The sequence below is a fragment of the Alishewanella jeotgali KCTC 22429 genome (assembly GCF_000245735.1).
Lineage (GTDB): Bacteria > Pseudomonadota > Gammaproteobacteria > Enterobacterales > Alteromonadaceae > Alishewanella > Alishewanella jeotgali.
Genome location: NZ_AHTH01000005.1, coordinates 383,005 through 402,215 on the forward strand (window position 1 = coordinate 383,005; position 19,211 = coordinate 402,215).

Below are 19,211 nucleotides of genomic sequence, written 5' to 3' on the forward strand. Positions count from 1 at the left end.
CCCGTGCCCAAACCATGCAGATTTTTAATGGCTTACTGGCGGCTGTAGCCTCAGTTTCGCTGTTAGTGGGAGGCATTGGCATTATGAATATTATGCTGGTATCGGTAACAGAGCGGACCCGGGAAATTGGCCTGAGGATGGCGGTTGGCGCCAGGCCGGCCGATATTTTGCGCCAGTTTTTGATTGAAGCCGTGCTGCTCTGTGCCCTCGGTGGCGCCCTGGGTTTAACGCTGGCACTGGGCACCACCTGGGCGGTGGAGCACTTTTTGGGCTATACCGCTATTATTGAGCCACAAGTGGTGCTGATGAGTATTGGCTTTTCGGCCTTAATCGGCGTCTTTTTCGGTTATTATCCGGCGCGCAAAGCCTCACGCTTACAACCGATAGAAGCACTGCGTTACGAGTAACGAAGCCTTCGCAAGGCAGCAAGATAAGAGAGGGCGTAGTTTCAAGTTTGATGCTACGCCCTGCTGGCGCTGTCGGTCAGATTAAGGCCAGCAGCAATAAGCGCAGCCAGATAATCCAGAGCACCAGACAGCCAAGTAAAAATACCCGGAAGCGGCTACGCAGCACATTACTGCCAATGTGGATCAGGCTATGCCAGTAGCGAAGTACCACAAAGGTTGCACCCAATAGTACAAAGCCAAGATCGGCAAGACCGAACTGCAGAATAAACAATACCGCGGCAATGTATAACAGCGGCATCTGGAACTGATTATCAAAATTACGGCTGGTCGCTATCACCTGCTCGTTGGCACCGCTCAGGTCCATAGTGCGAAACGCCGCCATCTTAATCTCTTTATTTTTGGCCGCCTGAAACCGCCGCCGCCCCATCAGGATCATTACGCCACTGGTCAGTAATACCTGGGCAAATACCGTCAGTAACAACCATTTTTCCATTTTTATTCCTTAGATTCTGTGGTTTACTGCCGGCAGTATGCCGCGCTCAGCCAGAAGCATGCAACTTTTTACTGTGAACCGGCTCTTAGTTGACAATGAACCGCGACTGAATCATCGGAACAAGGAATTAATGGAACAAGCTAATGCTCTGATGCTGCTAAAAAGTCTGGCCGCCGAACAAGATGGTCTGGCCTTGTTAAAAACCCTGGTTAAGTGGCTACAGGGGCCACGTTTTAGTTTTGAGCGCCGCAAAAGAGCGCAAAAGTTGCTGGAAACCCTGGCCTTGTACCCGGCCGAGCAACGTCAGATCGCCGATACGCTGCTAAGTTGGCTCTGTCAGGTGCATCTGTATCCGGCTTTGGTCAGTCTGGGCGTATTTTCCCGGCGCGGTTTTTTACGCGAGCTGTCCAGCCGACTGTACGAAAAAATCAACCCTGCGCCACGCGATCTGACCGAGCTAAAAGATGTGCTGGCGGAGCTGTATAAAGAGGTGGCTCACGACGAAGAGGCTGACGATAGCAATGAAGGACTGCTGCTAAAGCTCAGTCAACTCTTGCTGCCAGCGGCCAGCCCGACGGTATTAGCGCAATTCGATGCTCATCTGCGCGAAGAGACATTATGCGCCCTGGAGATGCTAAGCGTTTGGATCGCCGCCGAAGAGATGGAGCCGGATCTGATGCGCCTAGATAAGCGCCTGAATAATATCGACTCGGCCTTTATCGCCCTGCACCGTGAGCTGACCGCACTGGTGCAGCACTGCCGCCAGCAGCAGGAACAACCTTATGATGTCGCCCATTATCATGTGATGATGGCGCAGTGTAATGAACAGGTTGACCGGCTACGCCGGCGCACAGCAACAGCGGGGAGCTCTGTTGCGGTAGCTCATCTTCTGGAGCGACTGGAGCAAACGCTGCAACGGATCACCCAACTGGTCACACTGGTTACCTGCGGACAAGCGCCCCAGTTACGCCAGCTAAGTATTGAACTGGCCGGGCAGTTGCTGGATACCAGTCGCGATAATAGCAGTGTCCGGGCCCTGTGGCGCAGTAGCACCCAGTTATTATCGAAAAGCATCAGCGTTAATAAAAGTAGTCATGGTGAGCACTATATTGCGCGCGATAAAAAGCAGTATCTGCGCTTATTTGGCTCAGCAGCCGGTGCCGGCGTGATTATTGCCTCTATGGCTCTGCTGAAGATTTATATCGAAAGCCTGCCATTATCGGCTTTTAGCAATGCGCTGTTGGTTAGCCTGAACTATGGTCTGGGCTTTGTGCTGATCCATTTATTGGGGCTGACGGTAGCCACCAAGCAGCCGGCGATGACCGCCGCCAGCTTTGCCGCAGAAGTTGAAAAAGGTGAAAATGGCCGCGCTGCCCATAAAAAACTCGCCACTCTGCTGCTCGATGTAAACCGCTCACAGTGGGCCGCCGTCTGGGGTAACGTCAGTGTCGCAGTACTGACCGCCAGCAGTATCGCGCTGGCATACGCTGCCTGGCAGGGTAAGCCGCTCCTGGACAGCGCCGCCGTCAGCTATCAGTTACAAGCGGTCGCGCCCTGGCATGGTTCGTTATTTTTCGCGGCTATTGCCGGTATCTGGCTGTTTTGTTCCGGTATCATTGCTGGCTTCTTTGATAACAGAGCCAATTATCTGGATCTGCGGCAACGGCTTTATCACCACCCGTTGCTGAAGAAACTGCTACCCGAACGCCCCCGCCAAGCCTTTGCCAACTACTGGCATGACAACTATGGCCCCTTGGCCGGTAATTTTATCTTCGGCCTGTTACTGGGCATGACCGGCTACGTCGGCTATTTGCTGCAACTGCCGCTGGATATCCGCCATGTCGCCTTCGCCTCTGCTAATCTGGGTTACAGCACCATCAGCGGCGGCCTGGGCCCCTTTAGCTTTTTGTTTTATTTATGTCTGGTGCTGCTGATTGGCTTTGTTAACCTGTGGGTCAGCTTTACGCTGGCCTTAACGGTCGCACTGCGCGCCCGCGGCAGCCGGATCAGTAAATTCTCGCTGCTGCTAAAAGCGGTAGTGGAACAAATTAAACAAAACCCGCTAAATCTGTTTGTGCCAGTTACAGTGCTGGCAAAAACCACTGCTGCGGTTAAAAAAGCCGAAGATAGCCCTGCTGCTGTTAAAAAAGCAGAAGACAGCCCTGCTGAGCCAAAACACCAGTCCTAGCTGCCCGCTTAAATACCTGACGTGATGCCTAATTACACCGCCGCTCAACATATTGCGCGGCGGTGTTTCGTTTAAACCGCACTGTCTTACTGCTGTCATATTGCTACTTTATATTTTCTGCCAGAGTCTTGTTATACTGCGCCTTCAATTGCAAAAGGTAAGCTTATGGCGCAACTCTATTTTTATTACTCGGCAATGAATGCCGGCAAGTCGACCTCGCTGCTGCAAAGTGCCTACAACTATCAAGAGCGCGGTATGACCGTCGCGATCTATACCGCAGCGCTGGATCATCGCTTTGGTTTAGGTAAGGTCAGCTCGCGGATAGGGCTGTCGATGGACGCCCATATTTTTGACGCGGACTTTGATTTTGTGCAGCACATTGACCAGCTAAAACAACAAGGCCGGCTCGATTGCGTGCTGATTGACGAGGCGCAATTTTTAAGTAAGGCCCAGGTCAGGCAACTCACCGATGTGGTTGATACTCTTGGGATCCCGGTGCTGGCGTTTGGCTTACGCACCGATTTTCTCGGGGAGACCTTTGCCGGCAGTGAGGCGCTGTTAGCCTGGGCCGACAAATTGATTGAACTGAAAACCATCTGTCACTGCGGCCGTAAAGCCAACTTCGTAGTGCGGCTGGATGAACAGGGACAACCGGCCAGAGCTGGCTCCCAGGTACAGATTGGCGGTAATGAAAGCTATGTTTCAATGTGCCGCCAGCACTTTAAAGCGCTTGTCTGGCAAGCCGACGACGATTAATGGAGTAAAGTATGCGGATCCTCTATGGTGTGCAGGCAACAGGAAATGGTCATATCAGCCGCGCCCGAGCCATGGAGCCGTATTTACGCCAGCAGGGTGCCGAGGTCGACTTTCTGTTTTCCGGCCGCCCGGCGGAGCAGTTTTTTGATATGCAGGCCTTTGGCCATTACCAGCTAAGACAGGGTCTGACCTTTGTGACGGCAGCTGGCCGGGTAAATTACTGGCAAAGCTTCCGCCAGGCCTCTGTACGGCAACTGTGGCAGGATGTCCGCCAATTGGATCTGAGCCGTTACGATATTATTCTGAACGATTTTGAACCGGTAACGGCCTGGGCAGCACGGCAGCAGAAAAAGCCCTGTATCGGCATTGGCCATCAGTATGCGTTTTTGCATCCGATCCCGATGGAAAACGCTAACCTGCTCAGTCAGGGCATCTTTCGTTACTTTGCCCCAGCCAACTATAGCCTGGGATTACACTGGCATCATTTTAACGCCCCTATCCTGCCGCCAATTATTCATACCACCTTTGAAGCGGTGGCCAGCGAACCGACACTGGTGCTGGTCTATCTGCCGTTTGAAGATCAGCAACAGGTGTTACAGTTATTGTCGCCACTGACCGAATATCAGTTTAGTGTGTTTGGCCCGGGCCTGCCGGCACAGCAGCTGGGGCACATTCAAACCCAGCCGCCTAGTCTGGATGCCTTCAAACAAACGCTGGCGCGCTGCAGCGCAGTGCTGAGCAATGCCGGCTTTGAGTTAATTAGTGAAGCGCTGCAATTGCAAAAACGCATTCTGGTTAAACCGCTACAAGGGCAGATGGAACAGCAGTCAAACGCTCTGGCACTAACGAAGTTAGGTTTGGCAGAGCGCAGTGATAGCCTTAACAGCGCCGTGATTGCCAACTGGCTGCATAACGATAGTCAACTAAGACAGGTACAGTATCCGGATGTCGCCAGGGCCATTTGCCAGTGGCTGGCAGCTGATACGCCGGATCAGGCGGCGAGCCTGAGCAAAGCGTTATGGCAGCAGGTATCAGGTTTTTAGGTCTATACGTTGGTGAATATTGTGCCAGTTATCCGGGAACTTGCCCTGCAGCACATAAGAAAACGCAATCAGCTCGGCAATAATCAGATAAAGCTCGCGCGGGATCTGTTCGCCCAGTTCTAGCTTACTCAGCAGTTTACTTAGCTCAGCATCTTCATGGATCAAGACACCATGCTCGCGGGCCAGCGCAATAATATCGGCAGCTAACTGACCATGGCCTTTGGCAATGATCAGAGGCGCCTGACTGCCGTCATACTTTAGCGCACTGGCACTGAGTTCGGGATTGGGATTATCGGTTTTGTCCGGCATAGTGTCACCTGCGCCAGCGCAAGCTTACTGACCGCGCTGCTGGCGGTGTAAATTAAATAACAGTTCAGCTTCAGCCCGTGGCAATTCACACTCGCGGATAATTTCTTCCAGATCGGCGCCAAGCTCTACCATTTTCACTGCCCGGCTGTAGATCTTGCTTTCAGGATCGCTTAAAGCAATAACTTGCTGTTGCTGTTGTAACTCATCCAGGTCCTGACGTAAGCCCTGTTGCTGCTCCTGCATCTTCAGCACCCGCTGCCCCACGCCAATCAAGCCAGAGCGCAGCTCCTCGAGTTCGGCGTGTAGCTGCTGGTTCTGGCTTTGCGCTGCGTCAAACTGTTGCTGCAAGATGCCTAGCTGTTCAGCTTGCTGGCGCAGCCGCTGATACCCGAAAACGGCAGTGAGCAGCAGTAGGATCGCCAGCGCGGCCAGCGCAACAGTAATCAGTATGATATTCATCAGATGCTACTGATTTCGTCCCATTCTTCGTCATTCAGTAATTTATTCAGATCAACCAGAATTAGCAGCTGACCATCGCGATTCGCAACGCCCTGAATAAAGCGCGCACTCTCGTCAGTACCGACGTTAGGTGCGTTATCAATTTCAGATTGTTTCAGATAGACCACTTCCGCCACGCTATCGACCAGAATACCGATCACCTGCTTCTCAGCTTCAATAATCACTACCCGGGTATTATCGCTGACTTCTGCCGGCGGTAAACCAAAACGGGCGCGGGTATCAATCACTGTTACCACATTACCGCGCAGGTTGATGATCCCCAGCACATAATCCGGTGAACCCGGCACCGGTGCAATTTCGGAGTAACGCAACACTTCCTGCACCTGCATCACGTTAATACCGTAGGTTTCTTCCTGCAAACGGAAGGTCACCCACTGCAATACCTGATCCGCGGCCTGGTTCTTATCAGCTTGCTCTGAAAACTTACTATTCATCTACAGCTCCTTTGGGTCTGCTGGTTCAGGCGTTAATATCAAGGCCCTGGTTTAATAAATTGACCAGCTCATCAACATCAACGAGTACACATTTTTGTTCTTTAATCAGGCCCGCCATCCAGGGCCGTTTCCCCTCGTGCTCACGCCATTTTATTTGTTCTGGTTCTAGCGTAATGGTGTCAATTAATTGCTCACAACTCAAGCCCCAATCGCTGGTACCCAGCATAATAACATATTGATAGTTTAGCTCTGTTGCCAGTTCCGGGGTATATTTTTCCGGCATCACCCAACGGGCAGTATCCACCAGCTGAATTTTTTGTTGCCGATGCAGCATAATGCCTTTAAACCAGTCTGGTTTGCCAAATAACGCATTCACGGCACCGACTTCATGAATACCGCCAAGTTCGGTCAGCGGCACCGCAATTTTTAAACCGGCGACACTGAAAAATAATGCCTGAAAACGCTGCTGGCGATAGGGCTTTTCGGCTTTCACAACGGTCGCGGCTACCGTAGGTTGCGCCAGACGCTCGGCGATCGGAATAGCGCGTTGTAACATCTCCGGCGTATTCAGCACTGCGGGTGCGCTCTGAACCTCTGGTGTGGTTTGCGCTTTTGTTGTGGTTTGCACTTTTGCTGTAGCAGGCACTACCGGCTCTGCAACCTTGGCAACGGGTACGGCCTGGGCCAGCAACCGATTTAATTCCGCTTTACGACTCTGTGCCAGTTCGGCTTCAGCAAGTGTCGGCGCCGCCATAACAGGGACTGCCGCTTTCGCTGCGGCTGGCTTGGTCACAGCTGCTGGCACCAACGGCTGCTCAGCATCTTCCTCGGTTAACAACGCCTGCAAATAATGCTGGATGACCTTCTGACTCGCAATAAGACTGCTCATTTCAAGCCTCCGGACTTAACTGTAACAGATAGGTCAGTAAGGTATTATAGGCAAAAACGCCACGTGAATTACCAGCAAAGACATTGGGCGGGGTTTGTGCCAGAGAGGCATCACGAAACTTGGTATCTACCGGCACTACGGCAGACCAGACCCGGTCCTGATATTTAGCTTTCAGCTCTTTATAGGCCTCCAGTGAGGCTTTGGTCCTTTTATCGTACATGGTTGGGATTATAGTAAAGGTCAGCTCCTGCTTCGAGCTACGCATCAACGCCATAGTAGCAATCATCCGGTCCAGGCCCTTCAGCGCCAGAAATTCGGTTTGTACCGGGATCAATACCCGATCACAGGCCGCCAGCGCATTAACCATCAACACCCCCATTACCGGTGGGCAGTCAATCAGGACATAATCATAATCCTGCTCAATCAGCTTCAAACCTTTCTTTAAGATCAGGCCCATACCACTCTGGTTTCCTAACGAGCGGTCCAGCGTCGCCAGTGACATTGAAGCCGGCAGGATATCGAGCCGCTCTGCCGTACTGGGGCAAAGTGATTGCAGAATTTCCTCGCGGCTGATTGTTTTGCCCCGGGTGAAAATATCGTAGACACTGACTTCAAGTTCCTCAGCGTCAATACCAAAGTAATAGGTTAAAGACGCGTGCGGATCCATATCGACCAACAACACACGATAGCCACGCTCAGCTAACAAACCACCTAGTGTGACAGTAGTGGTGGTTTTACCGACGCCACCTTTTTGATTCGCAATAGTCCAAATTACCACGTTATGGATCCTGTCGTTCGGGTACCGCGTCGGGGTTATCGCGACGGGTAGTGATCCGGATACCGCCACCCGGCAGGCTAATCACCTGAATGGTTCCATCCTCGCTTTGTACCTCGCCAGGCTGTGGCTCGGCGATGGCCGCCGGCAGCTCAGCAGGGCGCACATTATTATCAGGCCGGTAACCGTAGCGGGAAATCGCAATTTCTACCTTACGGTTGGCAGCCCGCCCCGCAGCCGTGCTGTTATCCGCGGTCGGATAATACTGGCCATACCCCTCTATCGCCATACGCTGCGGCGGCGTGCCCTGACTTTCCAGCAATCTGAGTACTGAGGTCGCCCGCGCCACCGACAGTTCCCAATTCGACGAGAATAGCTCATTCGCGATCGGTACATTATCAGTGTAGCCGCGTATGCGTAAAAAATTATTGATCGGGTTTATAATTTTACCAATTTCCTGCAGTACTACCCGTGCCGAATTGGTTGCAGCCGCACTGCCGGATGGGAACAGCAAGCCACTACTCAGTTCAATCACTAACCAGTCTTGCTCCAGTCGAACCTTGGCTAAACCCTGGTCCAACAGTTGCGTCAGCGACTGGGTGAGTTCCTGCTCCAGCGATTGTAGCGGACTTCCCAGATAATGCTGGCGAAGATCGGTCAACTCTTTGGCATCAGCTAATAGCTCCGGGCCTTTTGCCTGCTCTAATGAGCTGCCATAGCGTTCAAAGTCACTTTGCGGTGCAGTCTGAGTTAACACGCCAGCGCCGCTGAGGCCGGTTTCACTTTGCCGCGGTTTATCAAAAATCCGGGTCAAAGACTCTGTTAAAACACTGTATTCTTCCTGCTTTAACAGCGACAGGGCGTAGAGCACTACGAACAAGGCAAACATCAGGGTCATATAGTCAGCATAGGAAACCAACCAACGGTCAAGATCTTCGCGCTCTGTAGTTTGCTGGTGTCTGCGCTGCCGGTACATAGCTTAGCCCGGTAAATAGGATTGCAGTTTAGGCTCAATGGCTTTGGGATTCTGGCCCTGAGCGATAGAAACCAGCCCTTCAATAATTAGCTCGTGGTACAGGCTTTGCTGTTGGATCAGGTTTTTTAGCTTATTGCCTATCGGGATAAACACCAGGTTGGCAAAACCTACACCGTATATGGTTGCAACAAAGGCAGTGGCAATGCCTGCGCCGAGCAACTTGGGATCACTGATATTGGCCATCGCCTGGATCAATCCCAACACAGCACCAATAATGCCGATAGTCGGGCTGTAGCCCCCCATGGCTTCAAAGATTCTGGCACCGCGCAGTAAACGCTCGCGCTCCAGGCTAAGCTCGGCATCAAGCGTCGCTTGCAATTGCGCGGCATCGGCACCGTCAACCAGTAAGTTCAGCCCGCGATGTAAAAAGGGATCACTTTCCTGCAGCGCAGCATCTTCCAGAGATAAAAAACCATTCGCCCTGGCGGCAGAACCCCAATCGACAATCCGGCCGATGGTGCGTTTCACGGGTAAGCGCGAGGACTGAAACACCCAGGGTAACAGGCGAAAACCAAGTTGAAACTGGTGAAAAGGCGTCTGCAGCATTACGGCGCCGAGGGTACCACCGAACACGATGATAAAGGCCGGTAAATGCAGTAAGGTAGCAACAGCACCACCTTCCAGCATAAAGCCACCGGTCACTGCAAAGAGCGCCAGCAACAGTCCGCCAAGCGCCAGCTTATCCATGTTTTACTTCCTGCAGCATACGGGCCGCGACATCTTCCAGACTCACTTCCTGATCCATTAAGCCCGCTGCAGCAATGGCTTGCGGCATACCATAAACCACACAGCTAGCTTCATCCTGGGCCCAGATGGTAGCGCCCTGCTGCTTTAGCAGTCTGGCACCTTCCCGGCCATCAGCCCCCATGCCGGTCAGTACTATTGCCAGTACCTTATCCTGGTAAACCCGGGCAGCAGTGGCAAAGGTAATATCGACGCTGGGTTTAAAGGTGATCCGTGGCGAATCGTCTTCTTTGATCCTTAAGCGTGCCTGACCTTCTGAGCCCTCAACCAACATCTGCTTACCGCCGGGTGCCAGATAGGCCACGCCGGGCTTTAACAGATCATTGTCTTCGGCTTCTTTGATTTCAATTTTGGCCAGACTATTCAGCCGCTGGGCAAAAGCGCCGGTAAAGGCGGCCGGCATATGCTGGATCAAAATAATCGGCAACGGGAAGGTCGCTGGCAGCGCGGTCAGGATCCGTTGTAAGGCGACGGGGCCCCCGGTAGAGGTACCGATAGCAACAATTTTATAATCCTTGCCACTGGCACTGAAATGGCTGCGTGGTGTTAAAGCCGGCCGTTCAAAACGACCGCGCTCTGCAGCCCCAGACTCCAGTGTCCGCTCTACCGCTCTGCCACCAAGTGGTTGGCGAAGCACACTGCTCTGACTACTGCGGGCTAAGGCTGAAGTACTAAAGGTTGAACGCCCCAGTGGCCTGCGTCTGGCTACCGCCCGAACCCGCTCGCGCAGTAATTCACCAGCTTCCTGTTTATCGCGGGCAATATCCTCAAACTTCTTTGGCAGAAAATCGACAGCGCCGGCTTCCAGCGCATCAAGCGTCGCTCTCGCCCCCTCGTGAGTAAGGGAAGAGAACATCAGGATTGGAATGCGTTGGACTTTTAAAATTTCCCGCACTGCCGAGATGCCGTCTAAAACCGGCATCTCAATATCCATGGTGATAACATCGGGTTTTAATGCCAGGGCTTTTTCAACCGCTTCGCGGCCGTTTACTGCACTATCGATAACTTCAAGTTCTGCGTCAGCCGACAGGATCTCCTGTAACCGGCGACGGAAGAAGCTGGAGTCATCAACGATCAATACCCTAATTGCCATAGATTACCTGCTTATCCATGCAGCCGGTTAAACTGTTCAAATTTAATCTTGGATTTCTTCGCATAATGCTTCAGCAAATTAGGCACATCCAGGATCAGGGCAATACCGCCATCAGAGGTAATGGTCGCGCCAGCCATACCCGGTGTCCCCTGCAACAGGGCGTCCAGCGCTTTAATCACAACCTCTTCCTGGCCAATCAACTGATCAACCACAAAGCCGACCTGCTGCTGACCAATTTGCACTATGACTACATGACCCTGGGCCCGGCGCAGTTTTTTATCCGAGTTTTTCACCAGCCAGTGCTCGAGGTAAAACAATGGAATGGCTTTGTTACGAACAACAATTGTCAACTGACCGTCAACAATATTGGTTTTCGCCAGATCAAGGTGGAAAATCTCGTTCACACCGGCCAGCGGTAAGGCAAAGGTCTGCTTACCGACAATTACCATTAGGGTTGGCAGGATCGCCAGCGTCAGAGGCACCTTAATTTCCAGCAAGGTGCCCTCACCCAGTTTGGAGTGAATATGCACGGTACCGTTGAGTTGGGTGATCTTAGTTTTCACCACGTCCATACCGACACCACGGCCGGAAATATCGGAGATCTGTTCTTTGGTTGAAAAACCCGGTGCGAAAATCAGGTTAAAGGCGTCGGTATCCGACATCCGCGCTGCGGTATCGGCATCAATAACACCGCGCTTTATCGCCAGATTTTTCAGCTTCTCCGGATCCATACCTGCGCCATCATCCTGAATTGTCAACAGGATATGGTCACCGGCTTGTTGCGCGGCTAACTTGACCACACCAGTACGCGGCTTACCGGCAGCCTGACGCACATCCGGTAACTCAATACCATGGTCAACCGAGTTTCGCACTAAATGCACCAGTGGGTCGGCCAGCGCTTCGACCAGGTTCTTATCCAGGTCGGTCTCTTCACCTTCCAAGATCAGGTCGATATCTTTTTTCAGAGAGCGGGCCAAATCGCGTACCACGCGCGGGAAACGACCAAATACTTTCTTAATTGGCTGCATTCGCGTTTTCATTACCGCGCCCTGAATGTCGGCAGTCACCACATCCAGGTTAGCGATGGCTTTACTCATTTCCTCGTTTTGCGCAGAGCCCGATAAACTAACCAACCGGTTTCTGACTAATACCAGTTCACCGACCATATTCATAATCTGATCCAGCCGTTTGGTATCAACCCGCACCGTGGTCTCAGCAACCACTGCCCCTTTATCTGCGGCGGCAGCACTCGCTACTGGCGCTACCGGTGCTTCCGAAGCTTTAACCGGCGTGGCAGCAGGAGCGGCAACCGGTGCTGGGGGCGCTACTTCGGCTTTAGCTGCTGCCGGGGTTACCGGTGCCTTACCCTTGCCATGCAATTGATCCAGCAGTGCTTCAAACTCATCGTCGGTAATTTCATCTGCCTTAGCAGCGGGTACGACCGGCGCTGAGGCTGCCGCAGTCACAGTAGCAGTCACTTCCGGCTTAAAGCTCCCCTTGCCATGCAGCTGGTCAAGCAAGGCTTCAAACTCATCATCAGTAATATCATCGCCTGCGGTCGCTGGCATCGCCGGCACATTGGTCGTCACCTCGGTGCGACCAGGAGCACCCGCGCCATGAAGTTCATCGAGCATGCGCTCAAATTCATCTTCGGTAATGCTGTCGATATCATCGCCGGCAGCGCTGCTATCTGGCGTGGCGGTTAGTTGCTGCACCTTTGCAACCTGTGGTGCAACCGGAGCAGTAACCGCAGGTGCAGCCTTGGCTGCCTGAGGTGCTGCCTCGCCCGGTGTTTCCGGCTCGGAATAGAAATGCAACGCAGCTAATAGCTGAGGATCGGCCGGGGTCAACGGCTGACGGGCTTTCACCTCAGTAAACATTTCATTGACCACATCCAGAGCCTGTAAGATAACATCCATCAGCTCGGGGGTAACGCTGCGCTTGCCGGTACGGAGAATATCAAACACGTTTTCAGCGCCATGGCAGGCGTCGACTAATTCGGTCAGCGACAGAAAACCGGCGCCACCTTTAACGGTATGGAAACCGCGAAAAATAGCATTTAACAGAGCAGTGTCTTGAGGATTATTCTCAAGCTCGACCAGCTGTTCTTGCAACAGCTCAAGTATTTCACCAGCTTCGACCAGAAAATCCTGGAGGATGTCTTCATCCATATCAAAACTCATCAGTAAGCACCTCTGTTAAAAACCTAAGCTGGATAAAAGATCGTCGACATCGTCCTGCCCGGTTACAACGTCGTCACGCCCTTGAGCATCAATTATTGGGCCTTCAGCCTCACCAGCCAGAATTTTTCGCTTCACTGGTTTTTGCTCCAGATGCTGCAGATTGGTTGTACCAAAGGCGGTGAGTAAGCCGATCAAACTTTCTTCCACCTCCCGCACCAATTCGATGACACGCCGTAAAATTTGACCTGTGAGGTCCTGATAATCCTGCGCCATCAACACATCTGTTAATAGCTGATTCAAACGCGTCGACTCATCAACAGTCTGTTTTAAAAAACCGTCAACGCCATGACACAGCGTCTTAAACTCACCTAGTTTCAGGTCCCGAGTCATCAATTTCTGCCATTGCGGAAGTAATAGCCCTAGCTTTTGGCTGATCTGATCTGCAATAGGTAAACAGGATTCAACTGCATCCATAGTCCGGTTAGCAGCCTGCTCCGTCATATCAATAACATGATTCAAGCGCTTTTTTGCGTCAGGGATATCTTCTTCAAGCAGGTTGTTAAGCGAAGGATCAATTTGGAAGTTCTTGAGCGAGTCATGCAGTTGTCGTGTCAGCTTACCAACCTCTGCAAATAACTCAGAAGAACCCGGCATACCGAGTTGTTGTACCAACTCGTTCGCGATCTCCTGCTCACCCATTTCCAACAACTGAACCAATTCTTTCGCCTGTTCGAGTGTGATGAGCGGGGCCGTACTAGCAGGCATAGTGTTACTCCTTGGTCAGATACGGCTTAACCTATCCGCTCAAATACTTTTGCCAACTTTTCCTGTAAGGTAGCAGCAGTAAAAGGTTTCACAATGTAGCCATTGACACCCGCTTGGGCCGCCGCAATGATTTGTTCCTTTTTGGCTTCTGCCGTAACCATTAACACAGGGATATGCTTAAGCTTGGCATCTGCACGAATAGCCCTAAGCAAATCAATGCCCTGCATACCAGGCATATTCCAGTCAGTAACCACAAAATCAAAGTCCCCACCTTGCAGCATAGGGAGCGCTGTACTGCCATCATCGGCTTCCGAAATATTGGTAAAACCAAGATCACGTAACAGGTTTTTAATGATGCGTCTCATGGTTGAAAAGTCATCAACCACAAGAATTTTCATATTCTTATCCAAAGTCCCCTCCGAAGAGAAAGTCATCCCAATATTCAGGATACACTACAACCAAGCCTGCATCCGCGCTTTTAACCGCACTAATGCCTGACTATGAATCTGACTGATACGGGACTCACTGACATCCAGCACCGCCCCGATCTCTTTTAAGTTTAGCTCGTCATTATAATACAGTGACAATACTAACGCTTCCCGCTCAGGTAAACTACTGATATGTTTTGTCAGAGCAGTGTTAAAGGCTTCATTTGCCTGTTCCTGATACAACTGATCCGTATCGACATCATCTGCTGTTACCAGCACATCCTCAGAGATACCGAGGTCCTCAATACCAATGATTCGGCCAGAGCTAACGTCACTAAGCATATGATGATATTCATCTAAAGAGATAGCAAGTTTTTCTGCAACTTCATGATCCCGTACATCACGCCCCAATTGCGCTTCGAGCTCGGCAATGGTCTCGGCAATAAGCCGCGCATTACGATGGACGGACCTGGGAGTCCAGTCGCCACGCCGAATTTCATCCAGCATGGCCCCCCGGATACGGATCCCAGCAAAGGTTTCGAAGCTGGCTCCTTTGCTACCATCAAAATTTTTCGCGGCTTCAATTAAGCCAATCATGCCTGCTTGGATTAAGTCATCTGCTTGTACGCTGGCCGGGAGACGGGCCAGCAAATGATAAGCAATACGTTTTACCAGTGGGGCATGACGTTCCACCAGTTGTTGCATGTGATCAATACCACCATAAGCGGCCAGCTTACTGTTCACAAGTCCCCCTAATCAGAATGTGGCTGCACAAGTTGCTCCAAAAAAAACTCCAGATGGCCTGAAGCGCTATCTGGTAATGGCCACTTAACAACTTTTAATGCCAGTGTTTTAATCGCCATGCTGGCAGGCGTTGTGGGATAAGCATCAATAAAGGCTTTTTGTTTTCTCGCCGCGCGACGGACATTCTCATCCTGCGGCACCGTTGCAACGAGCTCGAGGTTAACATCCAGAAAGCGGTCAGTCACCCGGGTAAGTTTAGCAAATAATTCTTGCCCTTCTTTGATACTACGCACCATATTGGCGACTATTTTAAATTTTTCTACACCATGATCCCGACTCAACAATTTCATCAGGGCGTAGGCGTCAGTAATTGACGAGGGTTCATCACATACCACGACCAGCACATCTTGTGACGCTCTGGAAAAGCTCAACACCATATCCGAAATGCCTGCCGCGGTATCCACCAATAATACATCAACTGGCGTTTCTAATTCGCTGAAGGCTCTAATTAGACTGGCGTGCTCAACCGGCGACAACTCGGTCATATCCTGATTACCCGACGTGGCCGGTACAATTTTAATGCCGAAAGGACCGTCCACCAAAATATCATCCAAGGTGGCGCTACCATTTAAGACATGTGATAAGTTTTTCTCAACCCGCAGCCCCAACATCACGTCACAGTTAGCTAACCCCAGATCTGCATCCAATACCAGTACTTTCTTTCCCAACTGTGCTAAAGCCATAGCGAGATTCAAAGTGACATTGGTTTTACCCACGCCACCTTTACCGCCGGTAATTGATATGACTTTACTTTTCTGTTTGTTCATACGTCTGAGACCACTGGCTTGATCTTCTACTGCTTCATATTTATGCATATAAGGCATCTACCTGGGACATCTCGCTCTGATACCATTGATGTGTAGCACTGCTATGTTGTAAACGTAACTTATCGGCAAGGGCGACAAGCGCAGCTGCCTCTGCAACTTTCAAATCTTCCGGTACACGTTGGCCATCGGTGAGATAACTTACCGGCAAGGCGTGTTGTAGAGCGACATTAATAGCTTCACCCAAACTTAAACTCTCATCTAACTTGGTGAAGATGCATCCAGACAAAGCGATACGTTTGAACTGCTGCACGCTCTCTTGCATTACTTTAGCCTGAGCCGTTGCCGACAATACCAGATAACTGCGAATTTTAACACGAGCGTTATTGACCAAGGATGTTAACTGCTCAGCCAGGCGTAAATCCCGCTGGCTCATTCCTGCTGTATCAATCAATATCAGTTTACGTTGTTGAAGCTGATTCAACAAGATAGAGAGCTCTTCACTATCTTTCGCTTGTTTTACCGGACAGCCGATAATACGACCAAAGGTTGCCAGTTGCTCAAAAGCGCCAATCCGGAAACAATCAGTCGTAATCAGTGCAACCTGATCGGCACCGTGCCTTTTAGCAAAGCCGGCGGCAAGTTTAGCAACTGTCGTCGTTTTACCCACTCCGGTGGGACCGACCAGTGCAATTACGCCACCACGGCGCAGAATATCATCGCTCGTCGTCGTCAACTGGCCTGTCAGAAGCTCCAGAGCAGTCTGCCAGGCATCCTGAGTATTTAAATCTTCTGGCATAAAGCAGGCTAACTGATCAGCAACCTGTTCTGATAAACCTAGCTGTTTCAAATTATCAATTACCAGAGCTCTGACCGGCTCACGTCTTGCCAGGTCCTGCCACATCAGACCGGATACCTGATGTTGTAACAATTGGCGCATTGACAACATTTCAGTCTGCATTTTCGCAAACTGCTGCTGCATTAACTCCGCCTGTTGCTGTTGTAATTTACTTATCTCCTGCCATTGCGGTGGCATTGAATGTTGATTATTCATTGGGCGCTCAAACTGTGGCGCCCTGTTCAGTACTGGGGTCTCTGCTGCTGGAGCCGCTTTGGCAGTCTGCTTTAACTCAGGGTCTCTGACTTGCTGCTTCAGCATCTGACGGGCAAGTAAAGCTTTGAGTGAATCAGCGGGCTCAACCTCATCTGATTCATCAATACGGATATTTACTTTGGGTTCAGCCCGACTACTGACCGGTGTGATATCTTCTACCCCGGCAGGTGCTTTCCTGGAGGCCGGCTCGGCGTCAATGGCCGCGACAATCTCTACGCCATCTGCGACTTTTTTATTGGATAAAATGATGGCATCCGGCCCGAGAAACTCTTTAACTTCTGCCAGCGCACTACGCATATCTTTAGCAACAAAGCGCTTAATCTTCATGAGTTACTCCTAATTCGACTGACCGATGACACTAACAATGCGGATTTGCTTATCATCCGGAATTTCCTGATATGACAATACCCGTAAACCTGGAATAGTGTATTTCACGAATCGTGCCATAACTGAGCGTAAAATTCCTGACGTCAGCATTACTGCACTTTCTCCGGTTAATTCCTGATTTTGATGCGCTTCCTGCAACGACTGCTGGATCCTGTCTGCCAGACCCGGTTCTATGCCAGCGCCGTCGTTGCCTGCAGCTTGCATTGACTGATGCAGCATCTGTTCAAGCTCAGGCGCAAAAGTAATAACCGGTATTTCCTGCTTGCTACCGACAACCTCCTGCACGATTAAGCGCCGCAAGGCTATCCGACACGCTGCCGTTAAAACGTCAATATCCTGACTCTTAGCACCGTACTCAACCAAGGTTTGCACTATGGTTCGCATATCCCGGATCGGTACTCCTTCATGTAGCAAATTCTGTAACACCTTAACCACGGCCGTAAGCGGCAAGGTTTCAGGTACAAGACCTTCAACTAACTTAGGTGAATGCTTGCCCAGCATATCCAGTAAGTTTTGAACCTCTTCGTGGCCAAGCAGGCTGGCGGCATTATTAGTTAAGATCTGACTGAGATGTGTCGCCACCACGGTAGCGGCATCGACTACAGTGTAGCCCAGAGTTTGTGCATGTTCCCGCTGATCCTTACTAATCCAAACCGCATCCAGACCGAATGCCGGGTCTTTAGTAACAATCCCCTTAACGGTGCCAAAAACCTGACCCGGATTAATTGCCAGTTCACTATCGTGTCGCAGTTCGCCCTCACCATTGGTAACGCCCATCAAGGCAACCCGATAACTGTTTGGCTCCAAATCCAGGTTGTCGCGAATATGTACCGGCGGGATCAGAAATCCCAGCTCCTGGGATAACTTTTTACGAACACCTTTGATTCGATTTAACAGCTCCCCACCCTGAGCTTTGTCTACCAGTGGGATCAGACGGTAACCAACTTCAAGCCCAATCACATCCACGCCTTGCACGTCATCCCAGCCAATTTCTTTTACCGGTTGCACATCACTCATCGCATTGCTGGCACTGGTTGGTCGCTGCTGTAACTGGGCAGCCTTAGTGGTTGCCAATTTTTTCGTATACCAGGCCACCCCACCCAAAAGCGCTGCCAATGAAAGAAAGGCGAAATGTGGCATGCCTGGGACTACCCCCATCAAGGTCATAACCCCTGCGGCAACAAAAAGCACATGGGTATTATCACCAAGCTGGCTTTGCATCTCTTTACCAAGATCGCCCTCTTTATTCTGGCGGGTGACAATAATGGCGGTACCGATTGACAATAACAGGCCAGGGATTTGGGCCACCAGGCCATCACCGATGGTCAGCAAGGTATAGATTTCCATCGCTTGGCTAAAACTGAGGCCATGCTGCACCATACCGATAAAAATACCGCCAACCAGGTTAATCACCAGTATCACGATACCAGCAATGGCATCACCTTTTACAAACTTACTGGCACCATCCATCGAGCCATAGAAGTCGGCTTCACTGGTCACCTCCTCGCGGCGCTTGCGTGCTTCTTCCTGGGTAATCAAGCCTGAGTTTAGATCGGCGTCAATCGCCATTTGCTTACCGGGCATCGCGTCCAAAGTAAAGCGGGCTGATACTTCGGCAATACGGCCAGCGCCCTTGGTAACGACGACAAAGTTAATAATAATCAGGATCAGAAACACCACGATACCAACGGCATAGTTGCCACCGATAACCACGGAACCAAAGGCTTCAATCACAGCCCCTGCGGCATCCCCGCCATTATGACCTTCCAACAGCACGACACGGGTACTGGCGACATTCAATGCCAGACGCAGAATAGTGGCAACCAGCAATACACTGGGGAAAATACCGAAATCCAGCGGTCTGCGGGTATATATCGTCACCAACAGTACCACCAGCGCCAGCGCAATATTAAAAGAAAACAGGATATCCAGCATCAACGGTGGCAGCGGTAGCACGACCATCGCCAATGCGGCCAGAATCAAAATGGGCGTCCCGATCCCTTTTAGGTGTTGAAGATGAGCTTTATCAAATTTACTGAAATACTGAGCAAATTGCATGAGCGGCCTGACAAGGTATTGA

At 51.2% G+C, this 19,211-nt stretch carries 19 protein-coding genes and 1 pseudogene; 4 read left to right on the forward strand and 16 right to left on the reverse strand.

Annotated features, from left to right (window positions below; translation table 11 throughout):
- Positions 1–47: 47 nt before the first annotated feature.
- Positions 48–407: pseudogene (locus AJE_RS19045) on the forward strand (ABC transporter permease); the annotation flags it as partial.
- Positions 408–483: 76 nt separating this feature from the next.
- Here AJE_RS19045 and AJE_RS03310 read toward each other — a convergent pair.
- Positions 484–900 (reverse strand): MAPEG family protein, encoded by a 417-nt coding sequence (locus AJE_RS03310; RefSeq protein ID WP_008610021.1) that lies wholly within the window; start codon positions 898–900, stop codon positions 484–486.
- A 130-nt stretch (positions 901–1,030) separates the two neighbouring features.
- Here AJE_RS03310 and AJE_RS03315 point away from each other — a divergent pair, with 130 nt between their 5' ends.
- The 3 genes from AJE_RS03315 (at position 1,031) to AJE_RS03325 (ending at position 4,887) form a co-directional block, all read left to right on the forward strand.
- The gene (locus tag AJE_RS03315) at positions 1,031–3,088 is read left to right on the forward strand and encodes a site-specific recombinase (RefSeq protein ID WP_039928021.1); all 2,058 of its coding nucleotides are present in this window, start codon (positions 1,031–1,033) and stop codon (positions 3,086–3,088) included.
- A gap of 165 nt (positions 3,089–3,253) precedes the next feature.
- On the forward strand, positions 3,254–3,844 hold the full coding sequence (locus AJE_RS03320; RefSeq protein WP_008949656.1) for a thymidine kinase: 591 nt from the start codon (positions 3,254–3,256) through the stop codon (positions 3,842–3,844).
- Positions 3,845–3,855: 11 nt separating this feature from the next.
- Positions 3,856–4,887: an MJ1255/VC2487 family glycosyltransferase gene (locus AJE_RS03325; RefSeq protein WP_008949657.1), complete on the forward strand. Its 1,032-nt coding sequence runs from the start codon at positions 3,856–3,858 to the stop codon at positions 4,885–4,887.
- Here AJE_RS03325 and AJE_RS03330 read toward each other — a convergent pair.
- The 15 genes from AJE_RS03330 to flhA are packed head-to-tail and all read right to left on the reverse strand — an operon-like array spanning position 4,876 to position 19,189.
- A complete protein-coding gene (locus AJE_RS03330) occupies positions 4,876–5,196 on the reverse strand; it encodes an EscU/YscU/HrcU family type III secretion system export apparatus switch protein (protein ID WP_008949658.1) in 321 nt (106 codons plus the stop codon). The genes AJE_RS03325 and AJE_RS03330 overlap by 12 nt on opposite strands.
- 24 nt (positions 5,197–5,220) lie before the next feature.
- Positions 5,221–5,655, reverse strand: coding sequence for a DUF2802 domain-containing protein (locus AJE_RS03335; protein WP_008949659.1), 435 nt, complete (start codon positions 5,653–5,655; stop codon positions 5,221–5,223).
- The gene (locus AJE_RS03340) at positions 5,655–6,149 is read right to left on the reverse strand and encodes a chemotaxis protein CheW (RefSeq protein ID WP_008610013.1); all 495 of its coding nucleotides are present in this window, start codon (positions 6,147–6,149) and stop codon (positions 5,655–5,657) included. Before AJE_RS03340 ends, AJE_RS03335 begins: the two co-directional genes overlap by 1 nt.
- A gap of 25 nt (positions 6,150–6,174) precedes the next feature.
- On the reverse strand, positions 6,175–7,038 hold the full coding sequence (locus tag AJE_RS03345; protein ID WP_008949660.1) for a chemotaxis protein CheW: 864 nt from the start codon (positions 7,036–7,038) through the stop codon (positions 6,175–6,177).
- Between the two features lies 1 nt (position 7,039).
- Positions 7,040–7,816, reverse strand: a complete 777-nt coding sequence (locus AJE_RS03350; RefSeq protein ID WP_008949661.1) for a ParA family protein — start codon at positions 7,814–7,816, stop codon at positions 7,040–7,042.
- Position 7,817: 1 nt separating this feature from the next.
- Complete coding sequence (locus AJE_RS03355; protein ID WP_008949662.1) at positions 7,818–8,789, reverse strand: OmpA family protein; 972 nt, start codon at positions 8,787–8,789, stop codon at positions 7,818–7,820.
- A gap of 3 nt (positions 8,790–8,792) precedes the next feature.
- A complete protein-coding gene (locus AJE_RS03360) occupies positions 8,793–9,536 on the reverse strand; it encodes a flagellar motor protein (RefSeq protein WP_008949663.1) in 744 nt (247 codons plus the stop codon).
- A complete protein-coding gene (locus tag AJE_RS03365; protein ID WP_008949664.1) occupies positions 9,529–10,686 on the reverse strand; it encodes a protein-glutamate methylesterase/protein-glutamine glutaminase in 1,158 nt (385 codons plus the stop codon). Before AJE_RS03365 ends, AJE_RS03360 begins: the two co-directional genes overlap by 8 nt.
- Before the next feature lie 11 nt (positions 10,687–10,697).
- Positions 10,698–12,869: a chemotaxis protein CheA gene (locus AJE_RS03370; protein WP_008949665.1), complete on the reverse strand. Its 2,172-nt coding sequence runs from the start codon at positions 12,867–12,869 to the stop codon at positions 10,698–10,700.
- Positions 12,870–12,884: 15 nt separating this feature from the next.
- On the reverse strand, positions 12,885–13,634 hold the full coding sequence (locus AJE_RS03375) for a protein phosphatase CheZ (RefSeq protein WP_008949666.1): 750 nt from the start codon (positions 13,632–13,634) through the stop codon (positions 12,885–12,887).
- Positions 13,635–13,660: 26 nt separating this feature from the next.
- Positions 13,661–14,044 carry a chemotaxis response regulator CheY gene (gene cheY, locus AJE_RS03380; protein ID WP_008949667.1) on the reverse strand — a complete coding sequence of 128 codons (384 nt, stop codon included), beginning with the start codon at positions 14,042–14,044 and terminating at the stop codon, positions 13,661–13,663.
- Positions 14,045–14,086: 42 nt separating this feature from the next.
- Positions 14,087–14,806 carry an RNA polymerase sigma factor FliA gene (locus AJE_RS03385; RefSeq protein WP_008949668.1) on the reverse strand — a complete coding sequence of 240 codons (720 nt, stop codon included), beginning with the start codon at positions 14,804–14,806 and terminating at the stop codon, positions 14,087–14,089.
- An 8-nt stretch (positions 14,807–14,814) separates the two neighbouring features.
- Positions 14,815–15,681, reverse strand: a complete 867-nt coding sequence (locus tag AJE_RS03390) for a MinD/ParA family protein (protein ID WP_008949669.1) — start codon at positions 15,679–15,681, stop codon at positions 14,815–14,817.
- Complete coding sequence (gene flhF / locus AJE_RS03395) at positions 15,674–17,071, reverse strand: flagellar biosynthesis GTPase FlhF (RefSeq protein ID WP_008949670.1); 1,398 nt, start codon at positions 17,069–17,071, stop codon at positions 15,674–15,676. Before flhF ends, AJE_RS03390 begins: the two co-directional genes overlap by 8 nt.
- 9 nt (positions 17,072–17,080) lie before the next feature.
- Positions 17,081–19,189, reverse strand: coding sequence for a flagellar biosynthesis protein FlhA (gene flhA / locus AJE_RS03400; protein WP_008949671.1), 2,109 nt, complete (start codon positions 19,187–19,189; stop codon positions 17,081–17,083).
- Positions 19,190–19,211 lie beyond the last annotated feature (22 nt).

Coding starts and splice junctions, on each gene's coding strand:
- AJE_RS03390 (WP_008949669.1), bottom strand. CDS start 15,681: ATGCATAAATATGAAGCAGTAGAAGATCAAGCCAGTGGTCTCAGACGT.
- flhF (WP_008949670.1), bottom strand. CDS start 17,071: ATGAAGATTAAGCGCTTTGTTGCTAAAGATATGCGTAGTGCGCTGGCA.
- AJE_RS03360 (WP_008949663.1), bottom strand. CDS start 9,536: ATGGATAAGCTGGCGCTTGGCGGACTGTTGCTGGCGCTCTTTGCAGTG.
- AJE_RS03335 (WP_008949659.1), bottom strand. CDS start 5,655: ATGAATATCATACTGATTACTGTTGCGCTGGCCGCGCTGGCGATCCTA.
- AJE_RS03320 (WP_008949656.1), top strand. CDS start 3,254: ATGGCGCAACTCTATTTTTATTACTCGGCAATGAATGCCGGCAAGTCG.
- AJE_RS03310 (WP_008610021.1), bottom strand. CDS start 900: ATGGAAAAATGGTTGTTACTGACGGTATTTGCCCAGGTATTACTGACC.
- AJE_RS03375 (WP_008949666.1), bottom strand. CDS start 13,634: ATGCCTGCTAGTACGGCCCCGCTCATCACACTCGAACAGGCGAAAGAA.
- flhA (WP_008949671.1), bottom strand. CDS start 19,189: ATGCAATTTGCTCAGTATTTCAGTAAATTTGATAAAGCTCATCTTCAA.
- AJE_RS03345 (WP_008949660.1), bottom strand. CDS start 7,038: ATGAGCAGTCTTATTGCGAGTCAGAAGGTCATCCAGCATTATTTGCAG.
- AJE_RS03355 (WP_008949662.1), bottom strand. CDS start 8,789: ATGTACCGGCAGCGCAGACACCAGCAAACTACAGAGCGCGAAGATCTT.
- AJE_RS03330 (WP_008949658.1), bottom strand. CDS start 5,196: ATGCCGGACAAAACCGATAATCCCAATCCCGAACTCAGTGCCAGTGCG.
- AJE_RS03365 (WP_008949664.1), bottom strand. CDS start 10,686: ATGGCAATTAGGGTATTGATCGTTGATGACTCCAGCTTCTTCCGTCGC.
- AJE_RS03340 (WP_008610013.1), bottom strand. CDS start 6,149: ATGAATAGTAAGTTTTCAGAGCAAGCTGATAAGAACCAGGCCGCGGAT.
- AJE_RS03325 (WP_008949657.1), top strand. CDS start 3,856: ATGCGGATCCTCTATGGTGTGCAGGCAACAGGAAATGGTCATATCAGC.
- AJE_RS03315 (WP_039928021.1), top strand. CDS start 1,031: ATGGAACAAGCTAATGCTCTGATGCTGCTAAAAAGTCTGGCCGCCGAA.
- AJE_RS03370 (WP_008949665.1), bottom strand. CDS start 12,869: ATGAGTTTTGATATGGATGAAGACATCCTCCAGGATTTTCTGGTCGAA.